Raw genomic sequence first — 22,905 nt, 5'->3', positions numbered from 1 at the left:
GGTAGGATTGGCGTGAAGGCCATACGAGGGTAAGGTGTGGGAGTCTGAAACCACGATGGAGCAACCGTTACGGGTGATCACTTATGTTGAGCTGGGATGAGTTTGACCGTGAACTGGAGGAGGAGTCTGAAAATTACTCGGCGACATATCGCCGAGCGGATAAATATGTTCGTGACTTTGCAATTGATCCTAATCGAGATTCAGCAGCGGTAGCACGCGCCAAAGCCGCCTTGGACCTGCTAGACATTATGGAGGAACCGGAGAGCCTCCGTTGCATACGTAGAAATGGCACTGTAGTTACCATTACCGAAGACCTAAGTTACGGCGTTTATGGATTTTACGATTTTCGTCAGGATCATTTCCACCAATCTGCACTGCGCGATATTTTCAACCGAATCGTAATTCTTTTCGCTGCGTTCCTACTTTCTGCAATTTACTGTGCACGCGCTTCAGCTGCACTGAACGCTTTTTTGCGTACCCCTCTTTTTGCCTACGATGCCGAGTTGAGCATTGATCGCCATAGGCTCCGCTCTGCCTTTTGACCTGTTGACCCTCTCTCAACTTTTCAAAGGCATTTTTATGCAATTCAATGATCGAAATTCGAGCAAGAATTCCACTGGCATTGGCAATTCTAGGCCCCAAGTTTTTATCTTGGTGCTGTCTGGCCAGCGTAATAACGTGACCATAAATATTACCCCACCCTTGAATAAGCTTCAGTGGAGGTGGGTATTGCCTGCATTGCGGAGTGCCGTAATAGGTTTTGTAACGAAAATCATCATCAACTTCTTCCAGTAATAAAACACTGAGGGGGGGAGAGGGTAGGCCCGCGGGGGCCTAGCCTCTCTTATCAACTTAGGATTTGGTTACTTCAGCAAGCCTCGTGTTCGCGCTTAAGCCATATCGACCCATACGCGGACGCCAGACTTACCCGCCATCAGAACCGCATATCTTCAAGTTCGGGAAGTAGCAGGCTGGGTCTGGACGGACTCAGCAACTATGCTAATTCAACATTCGCGCTAACACAGGTCCGTCTGTACCAACCCAGAACTCTGCGTTGGAGCGCACGGCAACGAAATTAGCGAGTTATCCTAGGAGATACCTTAGCTAATTTCGATATACGCGCTGTCCGCAATCCGACGCAGTGGCAACTGTTCTGCTCAGGTTATTATCGCTACCCGGTTAGAAATTGCCACGTCGACAGCGTTGTAGAGATCCACTGTGGTCTGCTGTGTTTTGATCGATACGACGAGACTGTATCTGACCTCGTCGTTAAATCTTTTCTGTTTTACCAAAGTTTTCCACCACCCCGGTGCAGGGTAGATGCCGACCATGCCCAAGCCCGCAAGATCTGAAGCGGGACCGTGCCAAATATCCGAGTGCAGCGATCCTTTGTGTCGGCCACGCGTACCCATAAGCCAGCGAGAGTCTGAAGCACTGCTGAGATAAGGGTTGTCCTCATCCTCTTCACGCGCCCGTTTATTGATGCGCTGGCGGAAGACGTTTGCATCCTCACCAGATCGACTCACCTCAAACCTTAAACCGTGAGATTCATAGCGATAGCGTCCCTTAAGTCCTCGCTCTGCAACGCCAGGATTAGGCTCGATGAAATACGAAAGAGTCACTCGCATCTCGACATCCTCGTTTCCTAAGTTCAACAGCTCCTGATGAGGCCAAGGCAACAGATGAAAGTGCATGTCCCGTGCGGTCGCAGGCTTAGAGCCTTGCCTGGTGAAAGGCTGGAGTGTGTCCTCCACAAGCAGAGTCAACGAGTTGGCTGCGCTCCATAACGCTCGGCCCACATCTGGCACCCCAAACCCACAGGTTCGCACCAATCCTTCGTAGTCCGATTTGTTAGGTACGGCAGGCAGAAACTCAGCTTTCATCCGCTCAGTCCATTCAGCCGAATGGACCATCAGGGCTCTGACAGTTTCAGGCCAGAGATCTGGATATGCGGAGGTGATCTGAGCCCCCATACGGGCGGCAAGAGCAGATGCTGCGCTAGTGGCCCAAGTGGTGGAGAACAGGCGATTTTGCGGCTGATGTGAAGTCGTAAGCAGTGACAGAGACGTGTGACCAAAGACCCCAAAAGCGCTCTTGACCAAGTTGCCACCCTCGAACACCACGTCGGGCTTAAGCGGCCAAGGAGTCTTTTGCCAAGTCTTTGATGTGGTGCTGTAAGGGCTCAGACTGCCATTACTTGCGAGGGCCTGATGGCCGGGCGCGGGCGGGTCCACGGTGACTTTCTGTGTGTAGGCGCCTACACAGATCGCATTCCATGATTGGCCAGGATCATGGATGCCATCCACCAAATTGCTGTTTGGATAACGCAAGTACTGGTGTTCGTCAGCATTACCTGCCGAAACAACAATTAATCGAGGCTCCTCCCGCTGCCCCAAAGCATCTGATGTCAGCATGTCCACGGCAGCGGACCAAGCCGATGGGCGCCCTCGGTCCCGATCATCAACGCTGGTGATGGCCATACTGAAAATGCGCTGCTTGTTGGGCTGAGAGATCTCAGGCCTTGCCACTGCGTTCATCGTCAACGAGCCATAGGGCTCTCGCTGGTAGCCTTGAGCACTAGGAAGCAGCTTTACGGACTCAACTCTATGGTTGATGGAAACCGGGCCTTGAGATTCCAGTGGATCAATCAAATCGCCATACAGGGCTATACCTGCAAGCCCAGTACCATGCCCGACGTCATCTAGCGTTCCCCAATCGGCGTCCACCGTATGTAAATCTGCCAAACCGATGTGGTTAATCAGTAGGGGGTGACCTGGGTTTACTCCAGTATCGAGCAGACAGACCCGGACGCCGTTATCGTTCTCACGAATCGTACGCTGGAGGAGATCATCAACCCACTCGCGTTGTTCAATAGGAGCGAGCGCATCGAAAAACTCGGCTGTTTCTTTAGCTCTTCGGATCTCAGCCACTTCGTTTAGCAGCGCCATCGACGCAGTGATCGCCGCTTGCGTTGCGTAGACATTTATCACGGTGCGCTCAGGAAAAATGAGTGCCTCTTGTGAGACCTCAAAATTCAGCGCATTTGCAATCGTACGAAATCGCTGAAGAACCGCTGCTTGGTTTTCTCTAGTCGGTAACCAGAACTCCCACCATATAGGTTCATTCACATTGGCCGGGAGGGCAGCAGTATCATCAGTCCAGAGTGCGCTGAAAGTCGCTGTACGAATCTCAAGAATTGGATTAAGCAGAGGGGAGTTGCGAGGTTTGCCTTTACTGGTGTCTGACTCCAGGTATTGCCTAACCAGTGTTTCAAACGCACTGAGCTTGCCCTCAGGAATGAACACCGTCGCAAAATGAGTTTGAGTAGCATTGTCGTAACGCACATTCAACAGCTCAATCCGCTGCTGACCTCTAGCCAAGCCTTCAAAGGCCAGATCAAAACCGGGCTCGCTTACGAACTCAATCTGTATTCCAAGGCCGCTGTCTCTGCCCCATTGTTGCTGGAGCCGGACCGCCTCAGTCATCTGCTCCCGGACGCGTCCAAGTTGACTGAGCAGCGCAACGCCATGCTCTCTGCGCTCTCTGCGAGGGAAGTGCGGCTCTCGGGTGGATGATGCCGTTGACTGAAACCGCTCCGGTTTCCCTATTTTCTTCAAGTGAAAATGTCGTCGCTGCCCTGCGTTCGGTTCCGTCATTTAAAGACTCTACTAACTCATGGTCGTTGTCTTCCGTGGAAAGCCTTGCGCTCTTCAAGGTGCTTTGCCACATCCTTAACTGCTACCTCAGCTCGATCATGAATGATTGCATCCTTGATTGAGTCCTCAGCTGCCCGCGCTAGCTCGGCGTAACTGAGTCCTTTCGCCACATTAGTTAGGCCATCCCAAGTACTGATGGACTGCGAAAAGTTCACGAGTCGATTTTTAAGAACCGCCTCGATCTGCTCCTCGTTTGGTAGCCCGTACTCGATAACATCATCGAAGCGTCGGAACAAGGCATAGTCGAGAATTTCGGGATGGTTAGTGGCCGCAATGATCAGACTATTTGACTGATCTTGTTCAATCATTTGCAAGAAGCTATTAAGCACGCGACGTATTTCACCAACGTCGTTCGCCAACCCTCGCTGAGAACCAATGGCATCAAACTCGTCGAAGAAATAAATGCCACGCGTCTCGCTTATAGCATCAAAGACTTGGCGGAGCTTAGCGGCCGTTTCACCCATAAACTTTGTGATGAGGCTGTCCAGTCGCACGATGTACAGCGGGATGCCCAGTTCGCCAGCTAACGCCGAGGCGGTCATCGTCTTGCCGGTACCAGGTGGACCGACCAGCAACATTTTACGGCGAGGAGAGAGTCCGTGAGCGCGGATTTTTTCGAAGTTGCGCTGCTCACTGATGATCCGCGCGAGCCTACCATGAGTGGCGTCATCCAATATCATCTCCGAGAACCGGGTCTGCGGAAGAGAAACGGAAAGAATGGTGCTTAGCTCACCACGTGGCTGGCCGATGGGCACTGGCTGGCCAGAGGGCAGCTGCTTACGCTTGGCCTGTGCTGAGTCGATTAGCGCGCGCAGATCTTCCGCAAGTTTCCCATGACCTTGCTTGGCTTCGTGTGCCGCCAATTGCATAGCGACGGCAAGGAAATGACTGTCATCTCCTTTAATATGTGAGCGCAGTAGCGCTTTTAAGTGCTCGCCGCTAGCCATGGTTCTCTACCTTTTTCATGCGCGTAGTGTAGTAGCTGTGACCTAATAATTTCAGGGCTTGCTCAGCCAAATTTACGGCCATCTGTCAGACCTGGCTCCAGCCACCGCTCCCATAGAGAGCGGAGCCTTGCCAATAGCAGCAGCCATCCAACCGGGCAGACTAGCCCGTACCGATGACAAAGGCTCCAATTGGACGGTTGAAAGACGCTCATAAAGCTTGGCGGAGCTATCCGCCTGGCCGTGCCCCATCAAGCCATTGCTCTCACTGCATCACCGGCGATGCATATCCACTTGCTGTGGATAACTTATTCCACAGTCACCGACTTCGCCAGATTACGCGGCTGGTCAACGTCCGTGCCCTTCAACACCGCCACGTAATACGAAAGCAGCTGCAACGGGATGGTGTAGAGGATCGGTGCCAGCGCATCGATGATGTGCGGCATGGCGATGACGTGGGTGCCTTCGCCGTTGCTCATACCGGCTTGTTCATCGGCGAAGACGATCAGTTCACCGCCGCGTGCGCGGACTTCCTGCAGGTTGGACTTCAGCTTTTCCAGCAGCTCGTTGTTGGGTGCAACGGTCACGACCGGCATGTCGCTGTCGACCAGCGCTAAAGGACCGTGCTTGAGCTCACCCGCCGGATAGGCTTCGGCGTGGATGTAGGAGATCTCTTTGAGCTTGAGTGCACCTTCCATCGCTACCGGGAATTGAGCGCCTCGACCCAGGAACAGGGTGTGGTTCTTCTCGGCGAACAGCTCGGCGACTTTCTCGACCGTGCTATCCATGGCCAGGGCTTCACCCAGACGAGTCGGCAGACGACGCAGCTCTTCGACCAGTTCGGCTTCAACGCCCTCAGCCAGCGTGCCTTGAACCTGACCCAGCGACAGGGTCAGTAACAGCAGCGCGACCAGTTGAGTGGTGAAGGCTTTGGTGGACGCCACACCGATTTCAGGACCGGCCTGGGTCAGTAATGTCAGGTCGGACTCGCGAACCAGCGAGCTGATGCTCACGTTGCAGATGGCGAGGCTGGCGAGAAAGCCCAGCTCTTTGGCGTTACGCAATGCGGCCAGGGTGTCAGCGGTTTCGCCGGACTGGGAAATCGAGACAAACAGCGTGTCCGGTTGTACCACTACCTTGCGATAACGGAATTCACTGGCAACTTCCACCTGACATGGAATACCTGCCAGCCCTTCCAGCCAGTAACGCGCGACCATGCCCGCGTGGTAGCTGGTACCACAGGCTACGATCTGCACATTGCGTACTTTGGCAAACAGCTCGGCTGCTTGCGGACCGAATGCCTGCACCAGAACCTGCTGCTGGCCGAGACGGCCTTCAAGCGTGCGCTGCACAACTTTTGGTTGCTCGTGGATTTCCTTGAGCATGAAGTGGCGGAACTCGCCCTTGTCAGCGGCTTCTGCGCCTTCACGGTATTGAACAACTTCACGTTCAACCGGCAAGCCATCCAACGACCAGATCTGCACGCTTTCACGACGGATCTCGGCAATATCGCCCTCTTCCAGGTACATGAAGCGGTCGGTGACCTGACGCAGCGCCATTTGGTCAGACGCGAGGAAGTTTTCCCCAAGGCCCAGACCCACCACCAGCGGACTGCCGCTGCGGGCGGCAACCAGCCGGTCAGGCTGTTTGGCACTGATCACTGCCAGACCGTATGCGCCGTGCAGCTCTTTGACTGCAGCTTTCAGCGCCACGGTCAGGTCAGGGGTATCCTTGAGCTTGTGGTGCAGCAAGTGGACGATGACTTCAGTATCGGTGTCGGACACGAACACATAGCCCAAGCCTTTGAGGCGCTCGCGCAACGGTTCGTGGTTCTCGATGATGCCGTTGTGGACAACTGCCAGTTCATCGCCGGAAAAATGCGGGTGCGCGTTACGCTCGCAGGGTGCGCCGTGGGTTGCCCAACGGGTGTGGGCGATACCCAGACGGCCCAGCAGTGGTTCGCCTGCCAGCGCCTGCTCCAGTTCGCTGACCTTGCCGGAACGACGGCGGCGATCGAGCACACCGGCATTGCTGAACACCGCAACACCAGCGCTATCGTAGCCGCGGTATTCCAGACGCTTGAGGCCTTCGACCAGGATGGCGGTGATGTTGCGTTCAGCGACTGCGCCGACAATTCCACACATAAGTTTTCTCCTAGCTGACAGCGGCGCAAATCAAGGTTATGCCGCGGGCTTTTATCTGTTCGCGCGCCTCGGATGGCAGGCGATCATCAGTAATAAGGGTGTGGATACTGCTCCAGGGCAGCTCCAGATTGGGTATCTTGCGGCCCACTTTGTCCGCCTCGACCATCACCACTACTTCGCGGGCGACTTCAGCCATGACGCGGCTCAGCCCCAGTAACTCGTTGAAAGTGGTGGTACCACGAGACAGATCGATGCCGTCGGCACCGATGAACAACTGATCAAAGTCGTAAGAACGCAGCACCTGCTCCGCGACCTGGCCTTGAAAGGACTCTGAATGCGGGTCCCAGGTACCACCGGTCATCAACAGAACAGGCTCATGCTCCAGTTCGCTCAATGCGCTGGCCACATGAAGGGAGTTGGTCATCACTACAAGGCCTGGCTGCTGGCCCAGTTCGGGAATCAATGCGGCAGTGGTGCTGCCACTGTCGACGATGATTCGCGCATGCTCGCGAATGCGCTGCACGGCGGCACGGGCGATGGCTTGCTTGTACCTGGAGACAGGCTGGGAGCTTTCGCTGATCAGTTCTTGAGGCAACGTGACCGCACCGCCATAGCGACGCAGGAGCAGTCCATTACTTTCGAGTGCAGCCAGATCCTTGCGAACCGTAACTTCAGAAGTTTCGAAGCGCTTAGCCAGCTCGTCCACGCTCACTTCGCCCTGCTCGCTGAGCAATGCAAGGATATTGTGGCGTCTTTGAGGTGTATTGCGTTTCGACATGGCTGACTTAAGTTTCGATTCGTAAGATAACGAAGGCAATCAAAACCTATTCGAAGGAAGACGTCAAGCTTGATGTGATCCGTGTAGGAGCGCGCTTGCCCGCGATGGCGTCAGCACAGGCGATATATTCATCGACTGACAGATTGAATCGCGGGCAAGCGCGCTCCTACAGGTCTCCGTTTGCTTCGCGACAGCTTAATTTCAGCTATACCGCGACAGAGAATCAGTAGCCGTCCTGTGGATAACTTCAGTCTTTCTTGATTTTAACCGGGCGTTTCCAGCCATCAATATTACGCTGGCGGGCGCGGGCAACAGCCAGCTGCGACTTATCCACATTCAAATTGATGGTCGAACCAGCTGCAGTATTGGAACCGTCACCTATAGCCACAGGCGCGATCAATGAGTTGTTGGACCCGATGAACACATCCTCACCAATCAAGGTTTTGTGTTTATTGACCCCGTCGTAGTTAACCGTAATGGTCCCTGCACCAATGTTGGTACGTGCGCCAATCACCGTATCACCCAGGTAAGTCAGGTGACCGGCTTTGACGCCTTCGCCCAACTGAGCATTTTTCAGCTCTACGAAGTTACCCACATGCGCTTTGGCCCCCAGCACACTGCCCGGACGCAGACGCGCGAATGGACCAGCATCACTGCCCTCGCCCATGATCGCGCCATCAATATGGCTGTGGGCTTTAATCACCACACCTTTGCGCAAGGTGCTGTCTTTGATCACGCAGTTTGGGCCGATGACCACGTCGTCTTCAATGACGACCCGACCTTCGAGGATGACGTTAACGTCGATCAGCACATCGCGCCCTACTGTCACGTCACCGCGTACATCGAAACGAGCTGGATCGCGCAACGTTACGCCCAGCGCCATCAGGCGGCGAGCTTCGCGCAGTTGATAGTGACGCTCCAGCTCGGCAAGTTGTTTGCGGTCGTTGGCGCCCTGAACTTCCATGGCGTCATGGGGCTGCTCAGTGGCAACCACCAGACCATCGTTGACGGCCATGGCAATCACGTCAGTCAGGTAATACTCGCCTTGAGCGTTGTTGTTAGATAGCCGTCCCAGCCAGTCCGCCAAGCGCTTGCCCGGGACCGCAAGAATGCCGGTGTTGCCTTCGGTTATAGCCTTCTGGGCTTCGGTCGCATCTTTGTGTTCAACAATGGCACGTACAAGATTCTGCTGGTCACGCACGATACGGCCGTAACCGGTTGGATCGTCGAGGTTTACGGTCAGCAGGCCCAGTTGTTCGGCAGTGACCTGTTTCAGCAAACGCTGAAGGGTTTCAACTTCAATGAGCGGTACATCGCCATAGAGGATCAGCACGGTCTCGGCGGTGAGTTCCGGCAATGCCTGAGCAACGGCGTGTCCGGTCCCCAGTTGCTTGTCCTGCATGACGAAATTCAAATCATCGGCGGCCAGGCGCTCACGGACGATATCCGCACCATGCCCAATCACCACATGGATACGCTGCGGCGATAATTGCCGGGCGCTGTGGATAACATGGCCGAGCATTGAATCACCGGCAACCGGATGCAAAACCTTGGGCAGTGCCGAGCGCATGCGAGTGCCTTGGCCTGCCGCGAGAATAACGATATCGAGAGACATGAGATTTCCAACTGAGGCGCGCCGCGTCACTTATCCACAAGCGTCGGCTGATCCTGAAAAAAGAAAAAGGGTAGCCGAGGCTACCCTTTTTCTCAATCGCGCAGAAGAAGACGGGGTTAGCCGCCGAACTTCTTGCGAATTTGCTGAACGGTACGCAGCTGGGCTGCGGCCTCGGCCAGACGAGCAGTTGCAGATCCGTAATCGAAATCTGCGCCTTTTTCGTTCAGGGCCTTCTCGGCTGCCTTTACGGCTGCCTGAGCAGAGGCTTCGTCCAGGTCATCAGCACGTTGCACAGTGTCGGCAAGCACCTTGACCATGTTCGGTTGAACCTCGAGGAAACCGCCCGAGATGTAAAACACCTCGGCTGCTCCGCCCTGCTTGATCAAGCGGATCGGACCTGGTTTCAGATCAGTGATCAGCGGCGCGTGGCCTGGAGCGATACCAATATCACCCAGGTTGCCGTGCGCAATCACCATCTCGACCAGACCGGAGAAAATTTCCCCTTCCGCGCTGACGATATCGCAATGGACTGTTATAGCCATTTGCTTGCCTCGACCTGATTAGCGCCCGTTGCCGGGCGCTGGGATTACAGTTTCTTGGCTTTCTCGATCGCTTCTTCGATGCCGCCGACCATGTAGAACGCCTGTTCTGGCAGGTGGTCGTAGTCACCGTTGAGGATGCCTTTGAAGCCAGCAATGGTGTCTTTCAGGGAAACGTATTTACCCGATGCACCAGTGAAGACTTCAGCCACGAAGAACGGTTGCGACAGGAAGCGCTGGATCTTACGAGCACGGTTAACCAACTGTTTGTCGGTCTCCGACAGCTCGTCCATACCCAGGATCGCAATGATGTCCTTCAGTTCTTTGTAGCGCTGCAACACGTACTGAACGCCGCGAGCGGTGTCGTAGTGTTCCTGGCCGATAACGTTCGGGTCCAGCTGGCGCGAAGTCGAATCCAGTGGATCTACTGCTGGGTAGATACCCAGGGAAGCGATGTCACGGGACAGTACGACGGTTGCGTCCAAGTGGGCAAACGTGGTCGCTGGCGACGGGTCAGTCAAGTCATCCGCTGGTACGTATACGGCCTGGATGGAAGTGATCGAACCGTTTTTGGTGGAAGTGATGCGCTCTTGCAGCGTGCCCATCTCTTCAGCCAGGGTCGGCTGGTAACCTACTGCGGAAGGCATACGGCCCAGCAGTGCGGATACTTCAGTACCGGCCAGTGTGTAACGGTAGATGTTGTCGACGAACAGCAGAACGTCGTTACCTTCGTCACGGAATTTCTCGGCCATGGTCAGGCCGGTCAGTGCTACGCGCAGACGGTTACCCGGCGGCTCGTTCATCTGACCGTAAACCAGTGCCACTTTGTCCAGAACGTTGGAATCCTTCATCTCGTGGTAGAAGTCGTTACCCTCACGAGTACGCTCACCCACACCGGCGAACACGGAATAACCGCTGTGCTCGATGGCGATGTTACGGATCAGTTCCATCATGTTTACGGTTTTGCCTACACCGGCACCACCGAACAGACCGACTTTACCACCCTTGGCGAACGGGCAAACCAGGTCGATAACCTTGATGCCTGTTTCCAGCAGATCGTTGCCACCAGCCTGTTCAGCGAAGGACGGCGCAGGACGGTGAATGCCCCAGCGTTCTTCGGTGTCGATCGGGCCAGCTTCGTCGATCGGGTTGCCCAGCACGTCCATGATCCGGCCCAGAGTCGCTTTACCGACCGGTACGGAGATGGCTTTGCCAGAGTCTGAAACTTCCAGACCACGCTTCAAGCCCTCGGTGGAGCCCATCGCAATGGTACGAACCACGCCGTCGCCCAGCTGCTGCTGAACTTCCAGAGTGGTCCCTGCCGCGCTTTTGACTTCCAGCGCGTTGTAGATACTCGGTACGCTATCGCGTGGGAATTCCACGTCGATCACGGCGCCGATGATTTGAACGATACGTCCGCTACTCATTAGCTGGTTCCTCTAATATTTGAACCGTTAAACCGCGGCAGCGCCGCCGACGATTTCCGAGATCTCTTGGGTGATCGCTGCCTGACGCGCCTTGTTGTAGATCAGCTGCAAATCACTGATCAAATCACCGGCGTTGTCTGTGGCGTTCTTCATCGCGATCATCCGCGCTGCTTGTTCAGCTGCGTTGTTCTCGACCACCGCCTGGTACACCTGCGACTCAACGTAGCGAACCATCAAGCCGTCAAGCAGCTCTTTGGCATCGGGTTCGTAGAGATAGTCCCAGTGGTGCTTGAGTTTCTGATCCGGGGTCGCCACCAGCGGAATCAATTGCTCCACCGTTGGCTGCTGGGTCATGGTGTTGATGAACTTGTTGGATACCACGGACAGGCGATCAATACGGCCATCCAGGTAGGCATCCAGCATCACCTTGACGCTGCCGATCAAATCATTGATCGACGGCTCTTCGCCCAAGTGGCTGATCGCAGCGACGACGTTACCGCCGAAGTTGCGGAAGAATGCCGCACCTTTGCTGCCAACCACGCACAAATCGATCTCTACGCCGTTTTCACGGTTTACCGCCATGTCCTTGACCAAAGCCTTGAACAGGTTGGTATTCAAGCCACCGCACAGACCACGGTCACTGCTCACTACGACATAACCAACACGCTTTACAGCGCGCTCGATCATGAACGGGTGGCGGTATTCCGGGTTAGCGTTGGCCAGATGACCAATCACCTGGCGGATGCGCTCCGCATAAGGACGGCTAGCAGCCATGCGCATTTGAGCCTTGCGCATTTTGCTGACCGCCACTTTTTCCATGGCGCTGGTGATCTTTTGCGTGCTTTTGATGCTCGCAATCTTGCTGCGAATCTCTTTTGCGCCTGCCATGTAACACCTATCAGGTTAGCAAGCGGGAGCCTTTCGGCCCCCGCTGCGGCTTACCAGGTTTGGGTGGCCTTGAACTTCTCGATACCGGCTTTCATGCCAGCGTCGATTTCGTCATTGAAGTCACCCTTCACGTTGATCTTCGCCATCAAATCGGCGTGATCGCGGTTGAAGTAAGCAATCAGCGCTTGTTCAAAGCTGCCAATCTTGGCGATTTCGATGTCGGTCAGGAACCCACGCTCAGCGGCATACAGCGACAGCGCCATGTCAGCAATCGACATTGGTGCGTATTGCTTCTGCTTCATCAGCTCGGTAACGCGCTGACCATGCTCAAGTTGCTTACGGGTCGCTTCGTCCAGGTCAGAAGCAAACTGGGCAAATGCTGCCAGTTCACGGTACTGAGCCAGAGCGGTACGGATACCACCGGAGAGCTTCTTGATGATCTTGGTCTGAGCGGCACCACCCACACGGGATACCGAAACACCGGCGTTCACAGCTGGACGGATGCCAGAGTTGAACATGGCCGATTCCAGGAAGATCTGACCGTCGGTGATGGAAATCACGTTGGTCGGAACGAACGCGGAAACGTCGCCAGCCTGGGTTTCGATGATCGGCAATGCGGTCAGGGAACCGGTTTTGCCGGTCACTGCGCCTTTGGTGAACTTCTCTACGTACTCTTCGGAAACACGCGATGCGCGCTCCAGCAGACGGGAGTGGAGATAGAACACGTCGCCTGGGTAAGCTTCACGGCCTGGTGGACGGCGCAGCAGCAGGGAAATCTGGCGGTAAGCCACTGCTTGCTTGGACAGATCGTCATAAACGATCAGCGCGTCTTCACCGCGGTCGCGGAAGAATTCACCCATGGTGCAACCCGAGTACGGTGCAAGGAATTGCAGCGCAGCGGATTCAGAAGCACTTGCAGCCACGACGATGGTGTTAGCCAGTGCGCCGTTTTCTTCGAGCTTGCGAACAACGTTGGCGATGGTCGATTGTTTCTGACCGATTGCTACGTATACGCAGAAGATGCCGCTGTCTTTCTGGTTGATGATTGCGTCGATGGCCAGAGCGGTTTTACCGATCTGACGGTCACCGATGATCAGCTCACGCTGGCCACGGCCGACAGGAATCATGGCATCGACAGCCTTGTAGCCAGTCTGTACAGGCTGGTCTACCGACTTACGCCAGATCACGCCTGGAGCAACTTTCTCGACCGCATCGGTCTCGGTGTTGTTCAGCGGACCTTTGCCGTCAACTGGGTTACCCAGTGCGTCGACTACGCGACCCAGCAGTTCCTTACCAACCGGAACTTCGAGGATGCGGCCAGTGCACTTGGCGCTCATGCCTTCAGCCAGAGTCGTGTAAGCGCCCAGTACCACAGCACCTACAGAGTCTTGCTCAAGGTTCAGCGCCATACCGTAGACGCCGCCCGGAAACTCGATCATCTCGCCGTACATTACGTCGGCCAGACCGTGAATCCGCACGATGCCGTCAGATACGCTGACGACAGTGCCTTCGTTACGGGCTTGGGAGGTTACATCGAGCTTGTCGATGCGACCCTTGATGATTTCACTTATTTCGGAAGGATTGAGTTGCTGCATTGCTCTGCTGCCCCTTCAAACTCAAGATTTCAATGCTTCGGCTAGTTGCGCGAGTTTGCCGCGAACTGAGCCATCGATAACCAGGTCGCCGGCTCGGATTACGACACCACCGATAAGGGTGGCATCCTCCGCAGCATGCAGGCGCACTTCCCGGCCGAGCCGTGCACTGAGAACCTTGGCGAGTTTGTCTTGCTGTTCTTGGTTCAATGCAAAAGCACTGGTGACATCCACATCGACCGATTTTTCCTGCTCGGCCTTGTACAGGTCGAACAGTTCGGCGATCTCCGGCAGAAGCGGGAGACGGTCGTTTTCAGCAACGACGTGGATGAAATTCTGTGCCTTGGCATCGAACTTGTCGCCACACACTTCAATAAAAGTGGTGGCCTTGTCTGCGCTCGTCAGTCGCGGGGCCTTGAGTACGCGCTGCATGGTGTCATCTTGCGACACCGCTGCAGCCAGGCCGAGCATGGCTGACCAATTGGCCAGTTGCTGGTGGGCCTGGGCGTGCTCGAAGGCTGCCTTAGCGTAAGGTCGGGCCAACGTGGTCAGTTCTGCCATGATCGCCCTCGCTTAAATTTCAGCAGCCAGTTTGTTAACCAGCTCCGCGTGCGCGTTTTGATCGATTGTGGCACCCAGGATCTTCTCAGCACCGCCGACTGCCAGGCTACCCAATTGGGCACGCAGCGCGTCTTTGACACCGTTCAGTTCCTGTTCGATCTCGGCCTGAGCCTGAGCCTTCACACGGTCAGCTTCGACACGGGCCTGTTCACGGGCTTCGTCGACAATCTGAGTACCGCGTTTCTTGGCTTGCTCAATGATCTCGGCTGCCTGAGTTTTAGCTTCACGCAGTTGATGACCCACTTTCTCTTGGGCCAACTCCAGGTCGCGAGCTGCTCGGCTGGCAGCGTCCAGTCCATCAGCGATCTTCTTCTGACGTTCGTGCAAAGCCGCAATGACCGGAGGCCAAACGTACTTCATGCAGAACAGCACAAAAATGAAGAACGCAACGGACTGACCAATCAGGGTTGCATTAATGTTCACGCCAACACCTCGCTCGTTCGTTGTCCATCACACCAATCACCTCGAAAAATCGAGAGATTAGCCAGCGAGTTGACCAACGAAGGGGTTCGCAAAGGTGAAGAACAGAGCGATACCAACACCGATCATGGTTACGGCGTCGAGCAGACCGGCAACGATGAACATTTTAACCTGCAGCATTGGAACCATTTCTGGCTGGCGAGCTGCGCCTTCCAGGAATTTGCCGCCCAACAGGCCGAAGCCGATTGCAGTACCCAGTGCGCCCAGGCCGATCAACAGTGCAACAGCGATAGCGGTTAGACCAACTACAGTTTCCATCTTTCCTCCCGACTTTTACGTCGTATTGGTTAGGTTTTCTTAGATTAAAGCGGTAAAACAAATCGTTTTACATCAGCCCTTGCGGTTCCCCGCTTGCGGCCTCCTCTCGCCGAAGCGAGAGGTACATCCAGACGCGCCAGGCGAGTCTTAATGGTTATCTTCGTGAGCCATCGACAGATACACGATGGTCAGCATCATGAAGATGAACGCCTGCAAGGTGATGATCAGGATGTGGAATACAGCCCACGCCCATTGCAGTACCACGCCCAGGCCGCTAAGCCAGAGCAGGCCGCTGCCGAACATGACGGCGATCAGGATAAACACCAGCTCGCCAGCGTACATGTTGCCGAACAGACGCAGTGCCAACGAAATCGGTTTGGCAATCAGAGTCACGAATTCAAGCAGGAAGTTCACCGGAATCAACAGCGCCTGAACAAAAATGTTCTTGCTGCCGAACGGGTGCAGGGTGAGTTCGCCGATAAAGCCGCCGATACCCTTGACCTTGATGCTGTAGAAAATGATCAGCGCGAAGACCGACAGAGCCATGCCAAGCGTGGCGTTAGGGTCAGTCGTCGAAACAGCGCGGAAAGGAATGTGCGAATCGCCTGAAATCAGGATCGCCAACTGAGGAATCCAGTCAACTGGAACCAGGTCGACGGCGTTCATCAGGAACACCCAGACGAAAATGGTCAGCGCCAACGGTGCAATCACCGGGCTACGACCGTGGAAGCTGTCCTTCACGCTACCGTCTACGAAGTCGACCAGCACTTCAACGAAGTTCTGCAGCGCACCTGGTTGCCCGGAAGTTGCCTTCTTGGCCGCCATGCGGAAAATCAGAACGAAAATCAGGCCCAGGGCAACAGACCAGCCGAGAGTATCGACGTGGAAAGCCCAAAAGCCCATTTCCTTCGCTTCTGCAGCGGTGTGGGCAAAACCCCAGCCGCCATCTGGTAGCTGACCGAAGGTCAGGTTCTGCAAGTGGTGCTGGATATAGCCCGAAGCTGTTTGCTCTGCCATGTTTGCCTCAAACGCCCTAAGGTCTCGAAAGTCTTGTTCTCATCAGCAGGGGAGCGAACCAATTGACCACCTGGATCAACATGAACACGCCGAATACCGCAATCGGCGCCAATGGCTTCACACCTGCAAAGGTCAGTGCAAAAAGCACTGCCGTAAAAATCAGCTTGCCTGCCTCGCCGGCATAAAATGACCGGACTATGGCTTGCGCTGCTCTAGCCCCGGAAAACCGGAAAGCCTTGTGAGCAAAATACAAATTGGGCAGCCAGGCTATCAGGCCTCCGCACAGCCCTGAATATCCGGCTACGACTCCGTGCCACTGCCACAGCACCAGGGCTGCCAGCAGCAGGACAATAAATTGAGCCAGCAGTACCGGGAAAACCGCCAGTCGATGGAACGGCAAGCGGTTTGGCATGCGTGTCTCCATCACTCCTGCTCCTCGTGCGTCGGCCGCCAAAATCAATAACTTGGCATAATTTGTGCCGACAAAATGCGCGCAGAGTATAGGGGCGGTTCAGCCCCTATTCAACCTTCAGGTAGTGATTTCCGACTACACGCTACAGTGCAATTGTTTCAGCGGATGTGGGCGAGCACACCCTGAAGCTCATCCAGCGAGTTATAACGGATCACCAACTGCCCTTTGCCCTTCTGCCCGTGCCGAATTTGCACCGCAGAGCCCAGCCGCTCGGCCAGACGCTGTTCGAGGCGGCTGATATCCGGATCGGTCTTGACCGGCTCGGCAGCTGCCGGTTTTCCACTCAACCACTGACGTACGAGCGCTTCTGTCTGGCGAACCGTCAGACCACGTGCGACAACATGTCGCGCCCCTTCGACCTGCTGATCTTCGGGCAAACCGAGCAACGCTCGAGCATGACCCATTTCCAGGTCGCCGTGGGAAAGCATCGTTTTGATCACATCCGGCAGCGCAATCAGGCGCAGCAGGTTGGCAACACTGACCCGCGACTTGCCGACCGCGTCGGCCACTTGCTGCTGGGTGAGCTGAAACTCATGCTGCAGACGCTGCAAAGCCACAGCTTCTTCGATGGGATTAAGGTCTTCGCGCTGAATGTTCTCGATCAACGCCATGGCGATAGCGGTTTCATCCGGCACATCGCGCACCATCGCCGGGATGGTTTCCATCGCGGCTTGCTGGCTTGCACGCCAGCGACGTTCGCCGGCGATGATTTCGAAACGGTTATCGCCAATCGGACGCACCACAATCGGCTGCATCACGCCTTGGGCCTTGATCGATTGGGCGAGCTCTTCGAGCGCCTGAGGATCCATGTCGCGACGTGGCTGGTACTTGCCGCGCTGAATCAGATCCAGCGGGATGTGCTGCAGCTCACGCTGGTCGGCCTTGACGGCTTGTTCTTCGAGGGAGCTGACGGTTGGACTGCTCAGAAGTGCGTCCAGCCCACGTCCGAGACCTCTTTTCTTGACGGCCATGGGGTTTCCTTAAGTTGGCTGAGCTGTGCGCGAACCGCGCCGTTGACGACGAACCATTTCCCCTGCAAGGGCAAGGTAGGCCAATGCACCGCGAGAACTCTTGTCGTAAGCCAGAACAGGCATACCGAAACTCGGTGCCTCGGCGAGACGAATGTTGCGCGGGATTACGGTGTCGTACAGCTGTTCGCCGAAATGCTCTTTGAGCTGCGCAGAAACGTCGTTGATCAAGCTCAGACGCGGGTCGTACATGGTGCGCAGCAATCCCTCGATTTTCAGGGCTGGATTGAGCAGCTCACCAATGCGCTTGATGTTATCCACAAGGTCGCTGAGACCTTCAAGAGCAAAGTATTCACACTGCATGGGGATAATGACGCCATCTGAAGCGACCAGCGCGTTCAACGTCAACATCGACAAAGACGGCGGGCAGTCGATCAGGATGTAATCGTAGTTCTCGCGGATCGGCGCCAGCGCATTGCGCAGGCGGCTCTCCTTCATCTTCATTTCGAGCAGATTAACTTCGGCAGCCGTCAGGTCCCGGTTTGCGGGCAGTAGCTGGTAGCCGCCATGTTCAGAGAACTGCATGGCCTGAGCCAGGTCGCATTCGCCAATCAGAACGTCATAAACCGAGTTTTCCAGGGCATGTTTATCCACACCACTGCCCATCGTGGCGTTGCCCTGAGGGTCGAGATCGATCAGCAATACGCGGCGCTTGGTAGCGACCAGCGATGCTGCGAGATTGATACAGGTGGTGGTTTTACCCACACCACCTTTTTGGTTCGCAATCGCGAATACCTTAGCCATGCTTGCTTGTGTTCCCAGTCATGCCGTGCGGCGCAGTATCAGCAGATGGCGTTGGCCTTGGCAACCCGGTACGGTCAAGGCTTGTGCGCTATCCACGCGGAAATCTGCGGGCAATGCTACCAGTTCATCGGTCGGATGCAGGCCTTTCATCGCCAGCCATCGCGTATTGGTGTCGCCCATGTGGCGGGTCCACCCGGTAAAGTCTTCCAGACTGCTGAACGCACGGGAAACGATCCCGGTAAACGGTTGTTCAGGTTGAAAAGATTCGGCGCGGCTGTGGATAACCTGGAGATTATCCAGCTTGAGCTCCAGTTTGACCTGGGTCAGAAACCGGGTTTTCTTGCCGTTGCTGTCCAGCACGGTGATCTTCATCTCCGGAAACAGGATCGCCAATGGAATACCCGGCATGCCGCCACCACTGCCAACGTCCAACCAGCGTTCGCCATCGATGAATGGCACCACGCTCAGGCTATCGAGCAGATGACGGGACACCATTTCGTCCGGGTCGCGCACCGCAGTCAGGTTGTAAGCCTTGTTCCATTTGATCAACAGGGCCAAGTAGGCCAGCAGCTGTGAGTGCTGGCTTTCACTGAGTTCTACACCCAGTTCCTGAGCGCCTCGGGATAACTCTTCGGCGTGTTGCGGGGTGACCATAGAACTCAAGCGCTTTGCTCCAACTGACGGCCAGCGCCGCGTTTTTTCAGGTGAATCATCAATAGCGAAATCGCTGCCGGCGTAACGCCCGGGATTCGCGAAGCCTGCCCCAGCGTTTCCGGACGAGTTATCCCCAGCTTGCTCTGGATCTCTTTCGACAGACCGGAAATGGTCATGTAATCGATGTCTTGCGGCAGTTTGGTGTCTTCGCTGGCCCGCAAACGGGCGATTTCGTCGACCTGACGGTCGATGTAACCCGCGTACTTAGCCTTGATTTCAACCTGTTCAGCGACTTGCGGATCAGGGCTGCCATGGCCAGTGAGGGAAACCAGACTGGCGTAGTCGATTTCCGGTCGGGTCAACAGGTTGAGCAGGTTGTATTCGTGAGTCAACGGCGTGCCGAAATGACTGGCGATGGCATCGCCCTGCTCAGTACCCGGACGTACCCAGGTGCTTTTCAGGCGCTGCTCTTCCAGTTCGATGTTTTCGCGTTTGGCGCAGAACGCAGCCCAGCGTTGATCATCGACAAGACCCAGCTCGCGGCCTTTTTCGGTCAGGCGCAAGTCCGCGTTGTCTTCACGCAGAATCAAGCGGTATTCGGCACGAGACGTGAACATCCGGTACGGCTCTTGGGTACCCAGCGTGATCAAGTCATCCACAAGCACGCCTATGTACGCTTCATCGCGACGCGGGCACCAGCTTTCCTTGCCCTGGGCACGGAGAGCGGCATTGGTCCCGGCCAGCAAACCTTGAGCACCGGCTTCTTCGTAACCGGTCGTACCGTTGATTTGTCCTGCGAAGAACAGACCCGCGATGACTTTGGTTTCGAGGCTGTACTTCAGATCGCGTGGATCGAAGTAATCATATTCGATGGCATAGCCAGGGCGCACGATGTGGGCATTTTCCATGCCTCGAATCGAACGAACGATCTGTAATTGCACGTCAAACGGCAACGAAGTCGAAATGCCATTCGGATACAGCTCATGCGTGGTCAGGCCTTCAGGTTCGATGAAAACCTGATGGCTTTCCTTGTCGGCAAATCGATGAATCTTGTCTTCGATCGATGGGCAATAGCGTGGACCCACACCTTCGATAACGCCGGAATACATGGGCGAACGATCAAGGTTGGCCGCAATGATTTCGTGAGTCCGGGCGTTGGTGTGGGTAATCCAGCAACTGACTTGCGATGGATGCTGCTCCTTGGAGCCCATGAACGACATGACCGGAATCGGTGTATCACCCGGCTGTTCTGTCATGACCGAAAAATCGACCGAACGGCCATCGATACGCGGAGGAGTACCGGTTTTCAGGCGACCCACTCGCAGCGGTAACTCACGTAAACGATGTGCCAGCGCGATTGAAGGTGGATCGCCAGCGCGACCGCCCGAATAATTCTGCATTCCGATGTGGATAAGTCCACCCAGGAAGGTACCGGTCGTCAGCACAACCGAATCGGCCATGAAACGCAGACCCATTTGGGTCACTACACCGCGTACCTCGTCCTGCTCAACGATCAAGTCATCACAGGCTTGTTGAAATACCCACAGGTTCGGCTGATTTTCGATGGTTTCGCGAATTGCCGCTTTGTACAGAACACGGTCTGCCTGTGCACGAGTTGCCCGGACTGCAGGGCCTTTGCGGCTGTTCAGCACGCGGAACTGGATACCACCTTTGTCCGTGGCCATAGCCATAGCGCCGCCCAAGGCGTCGATTTCCTTGACTAGATGGCTTTTACCAATCCCGCCAATAGCCGGGTTGCAGCTCATCTGACCCAGTGTTTCCACGTTGTGGGTCAGCAAAAGGGTTTTTACACCCATACGTGCCGACGCCAGTGCGGCCTCGGTACCGGCATGACCGCCACCGATGACGATCACTTCAAAACGGGAAGGGAAATCCACCACGCACCTCGTGCCTGTTCTAGATGGGAAATTGGGATAGCTGACAAGTATAGGGACTTACCCCCCCTGAAAGGAACCCGTTGCACAAAAATTAACCAGCTGTGGAAAAGTCTCAGATATAGAAATTAAAAAGAAAGAAGATTTATAAAACCTTATTTTAAATGCTATTTATACAGAACCTATTTTCTGTGGATAGATTGCTACAGGCCAATTAATTCAATGTGTACAGAGATTCAAAAGTCTGTGTTCATGTGCTCGGGAGGGTTCTGGATAACCGTCTTTAGCCTGTGGATTAAAACCCTACTTGTCCACAGAGGGGGTTATGCTCAGATTTCGACCCCTGTTATCAACCGACCTTAACGGGCGTTATCCACAGAGCTTAATGTACGAAATTTGCTCCAATCCATGCCGGGCAACCACACTTATTGATGGGCTGGTGAGCGATGTAATCGAGCCAAGGCATTGTCGAGTGAAAAAACCAGGCCTCAAGCGATGACTGAAATGGTTAAAACACAGCTATTGTGAGTTCCCCAGACAAAAGCTAATAATAGCTATTATCATTCACATACCTTGTCGCCATGCCCTCCTACTTCCATACGGTCGCCGTGCAGTGCATATATGAGCAGCATCACTCGTGGTTGAACGCCTGGCTTAAGGCCAGACTGAACAACGCCTGCGATGCCGCCGATGTAGCCCAGGACACTTTCGTTCGTATTCTTGGTTCTTCCAATACCGTGCCCATACGTGAGCCACGTGATTACCTGGCTACGGTGGCTCGCGGTCTGGTGATTGATCGTTACCGGCGCCGGACGATTGAACAGGCTTACCTGCAGACATTGGCTGACAGGCCGGAAACGACGGTGATCAGTGAAGAAGACAAGGCGTTGATCATCGAAACCCTGATGGCTGTGGATAAAGCGTTGAGTGACCTTGGGGCCCGCACCAAGCACATTTTTGTTCTTTCGCAGATTGATGGGCTGACTTATCAACAGATCGCGACTCAGTTAAAGGTGTCCCTGACGACGGTGAAAAAGCACATGATCCGCGCCCTTACTGAATGCACGATGCTCGTGGCGCAGATGTCGTGAGCCCCGTCCCAGACCGCACGGTATTCGAGGCTGCCGCCAGTTGGTATGTGCACTTTCAGAGTGAACCTTTGACTCAGGAAGACCAGACAGCATGGCGTCGCTGGCTGGAAAGCGACCCTGCCCACCGGATTGCCTGGGAACGCATGGAGCAACTGCAACGAGGCCTTGGCGGCTTGTCTCCTGACCTGACCCGCCGCGTTTTATCCGCCCCTCAGCAACGTCGGCAGGTGCTCAAGTTAATGCTGGCTTTGGCAGGTACCGGCTATGCTGGCTGGAATATTCAACAGCACACTTCGCTGAAAAATATGGGAGCTGACTACCGCACGCCGGTGGGTCAGCGTCGACATGTAGAGCTGGCGGAAGGCACTCAAGTCGAGCTGAACACCGATACTGCGATAGACGTTGCATTTGATAGCCAGCAGCGGCTGATCCACCTGCGTGACGGTGAAATTATGATTAGTACCGGCAAGCTAGGGGATACCCGGCCGTTCTATGTCGAAACTCGAGACGGAAGAGTGCAGGCTCTTGGTACCAGATTCGTTGTCAGGCAAATGGAATATGGCACTCGAGTCGGGGTGCTGGAGGATCGCGTCAGCATTCAGCCTGCCCGTTCATTAACCTCGCCGAGCCTGTTAACAGTGGGTCAAGGGGTGGATTTCTACACTGAAGGGGTTGGCCCAACCCGTATTTATCCACAGGCCGAGACGGCATGGCTTGATGGCCAGCTAGTTGTTCTGGATGCGCGGCTGGGAGATGTCATCAAGGAGTTGGCCCGATATCGCCCCGGCGTAATGCAGTGCGATGAACAGGCAGCCAGCTTGCGGGTGTCTGGTGCATTTCGTGTGGACGCTACAGAAGCAGTCCTGGCCAATCTACAAGCGACGCTTCCTATTCGGGTGAGTTACTTCACCCGTTATTGGGTGTCTGTGAAGCGTATCGTCTGACGCTGAAAAAATTTTCTCAGCGAGGGTTATCTTTTTTAGTTCAGGCACGGCCCTACAG

Annotated in this window: 21 protein-coding genes; 3 read left to right on the top strand and 18 right to left on the bottom strand. The window is 55.2% G+C overall.

Annotated features, from left to right (window positions below; all coding sequences use genetic code 11):
• The first annotated feature begins 83 nt into the window (after positions 1-83).
• Positions 84-542 (top strand): hypothetical protein, encoded by a 459-nt coding sequence (locus tag KDX30_RS02620; RefSeq protein WP_231674883.1) that lies wholly within the window; start codon positions 84-86, stop codon positions 540-542.
• 615 nt (positions 543-1,157) lie between these two features.
• On the opposite strand, the gene KDX30_RS02615 is transcribed toward KDX30_RS02620, so the two are convergent.
• The 18 genes from KDX30_RS02615 to mnmG form a co-directional block, all read right to left on the bottom strand.
• Entirely contained in the window at positions 1,158-3,485 is a 2,328-nt protein-coding gene (locus KDX30_RS02615; RefSeq protein WP_231674882.1) for a S8 family peptidase, read from the bottom strand.
• Positions 3,486-3,673: 188 nt separating this feature from the next.
• Positions 3,674-4,663, bottom strand: coding sequence for an AAA family ATPase (locus KDX30_RS02610; protein ID WP_231674881.1), 990 nt, complete (start codon positions 4,661-4,663; stop codon positions 3,674-3,676).
• A gap of 305 nt (positions 4,664-4,968) precedes the next feature.
• The gene (gene glmS, locus KDX30_RS02605; protein ID WP_027901600.1) at positions 4,969-6,804 is read right to left on the bottom strand and encodes a glutamine--fructose-6-phosphate transaminase (isomerizing); all 1,836 of its coding nucleotides are present in this window, start codon (positions 6,802-6,804) and stop codon (positions 4,969-4,971) included.
• A gap of 10 nt (positions 6,805-6,814) precedes the next feature.
• Entirely contained in the window at positions 6,815-7,582 is a 768-nt protein-coding gene (locus tag KDX30_RS02600) for a DeoR/GlpR family DNA-binding transcription regulator (protein ID WP_231674880.1), read from the bottom strand.
• A gap of 247 nt (positions 7,583-7,829) precedes the next feature.
• Positions 7,830-9,197, bottom strand: coding sequence for a bifunctional UDP-N-acetylglucosamine diphosphorylase/glucosamine-1-phosphate N-acetyltransferase GlmU (glmU, locus tag KDX30_RS02595; protein ID WP_231674879.1), 1,368 nt, complete (start codon positions 9,195-9,197; stop codon positions 7,830-7,832).
• Between the two features lie 116 nt (positions 9,198-9,313).
• Entirely contained in the window at positions 9,314-9,739 is a 426-nt protein-coding gene (locus KDX30_RS02590; RefSeq protein WP_027901597.1) for a F0F1 ATP synthase subunit epsilon, read from the bottom strand.
• Between the two features lie 44 nt (positions 9,740-9,783).
• Positions 9,784-11,163 carry a F0F1 ATP synthase subunit beta gene (gene atpD, locus KDX30_RS02585; protein ID WP_027901596.1) on the bottom strand — a complete coding sequence of 460 codons (1,380 nt, stop codon included), beginning with the start codon at positions 11,161-11,163 and terminating at the stop codon, positions 9,784-9,786.
• Between the two features lie 27 nt (positions 11,164-11,190).
• A complete protein-coding gene (gene atpG / locus KDX30_RS02580; RefSeq protein ID WP_027901595.1) occupies positions 11,191-12,051 on the bottom strand; it encodes a F0F1 ATP synthase subunit gamma in 861 nt (286 codons plus the stop codon).
• 50 nt (positions 12,052-12,101) lie between these two features.
• Positions 12,102-13,646 (bottom strand): F0F1 ATP synthase subunit alpha, encoded by a 1,545-nt coding sequence (atpA, locus tag KDX30_RS02575; protein ID WP_027901594.1) that lies wholly within the window; start codon positions 13,644-13,646, stop codon positions 12,102-12,104.
• 21 nt (positions 13,647-13,667) lie between these two features.
• A complete protein-coding gene (locus tag KDX30_RS02570; protein ID WP_027901593.1) occupies positions 13,668-14,204 on the bottom strand; it encodes a F0F1 ATP synthase subunit delta in 537 nt (178 codons plus the stop codon).
• Between the two features lie 12 nt (positions 14,205-14,216).
• On the bottom strand, positions 14,217-14,687 hold the full coding sequence (locus KDX30_RS02565; RefSeq protein ID WP_027901592.1) for a F0F1 ATP synthase subunit B: 471 nt from the start codon (positions 14,685-14,687) through the stop codon (positions 14,217-14,219).
• 57 nt (positions 14,688-14,744) lie between these two features.
• Positions 14,745-15,002 (bottom strand): F0F1 ATP synthase subunit C, encoded by a 258-nt coding sequence (atpE, locus tag KDX30_RS02560; protein WP_002555987.1) that lies wholly within the window; start codon positions 15,000-15,002, stop codon positions 14,745-14,747.
• 147 nt (positions 15,003-15,149) lie between these two features.
• A complete protein-coding gene (gene atpB / locus KDX30_RS02555) occupies positions 15,150-16,019 on the bottom strand; it encodes a F0F1 ATP synthase subunit A (protein WP_027901591.1) in 870 nt (289 codons plus the stop codon).
• Positions 16,020-16,035: 16 nt separating this feature from the next.
• The gene (locus tag KDX30_RS02550; RefSeq protein ID WP_027901590.1) at positions 16,036-16,443 is read right to left on the bottom strand and encodes a F0F1 ATP synthase subunit I; all 408 of its coding nucleotides are present in this window, start codon (positions 16,441-16,443) and stop codon (positions 16,036-16,038) included.
• Between the two features lie 146 nt (positions 16,444-16,589).
• Entirely contained in the window at positions 16,590-17,462 is an 873-nt protein-coding gene (locus KDX30_RS02545) for a ParB/RepB/Spo0J family partition protein (protein ID WP_027901589.1), read from the bottom strand.
• Between the two features lie 9 nt (positions 17,463-17,471).
• Positions 17,472-18,263, bottom strand: a complete 792-nt coding sequence (locus KDX30_RS02540; RefSeq protein WP_027901588.1) for a ParA family protein — start codon at positions 18,261-18,263, stop codon at positions 17,472-17,474.
• A gap of 18 nt (positions 18,264-18,281) precedes the next feature.
• Positions 18,282-18,917, bottom strand: a complete 636-nt coding sequence (gene rsmG, locus KDX30_RS02535; RefSeq protein WP_099270193.1) for a 16S rRNA (guanine(527)-N(7))-methyltransferase RsmG — start codon at positions 18,915-18,917, stop codon at positions 18,282-18,284.
• A gap of 5 nt (positions 18,918-18,922) precedes the next feature.
• Entirely contained in the window at positions 18,923-20,815 is a 1,893-nt protein-coding gene (mnmG, locus tag KDX30_RS02530; protein ID WP_099270341.1) for a tRNA uridine-5-carboxymethylaminomethyl(34) synthesis enzyme MnmG, read from the bottom strand.
• A 578-nt stretch (positions 20,816-21,393) separates the two neighbouring features.
• Between mnmG and KDX30_RS02525 the strand changes: the two genes are divergently transcribed.
• Positions 21,394-21,903 (top strand): sigma-70 family RNA polymerase sigma factor, encoded by a 510-nt coding sequence (locus tag KDX30_RS02525; protein ID WP_231674878.1) that lies wholly within the window; start codon positions 21,394-21,396, stop codon positions 21,901-21,903.
• Positions 21,900-22,847, top strand: coding sequence for a FecR domain-containing protein (locus tag KDX30_RS02520; RefSeq protein ID WP_231674877.1), 948 nt, complete (start codon positions 21,900-21,902; stop codon positions 22,845-22,847). The genes KDX30_RS02525 and KDX30_RS02520 overlap by 4 nt, the downstream gene beginning before the upstream one ends.
• Positions 22,848-22,905 lie beyond the last annotated feature (58 nt).

Origin of the sequence: Pseudomonas quasicaspiana (assembly GCF_021147825.1) — a bacterium.
GTDB classification, from domain to species: domain Bacteria; phylum Pseudomonadota; class Gammaproteobacteria; order Pseudomonadales; family Pseudomonadaceae; genus Aquipseudomonas; species Aquipseudomonas quasicaspiana.
The sequence above is the reverse complement of the archived record's forward strand: the minus strand, read 5'-3'. Positions and strand labels throughout refer to the sequence as shown.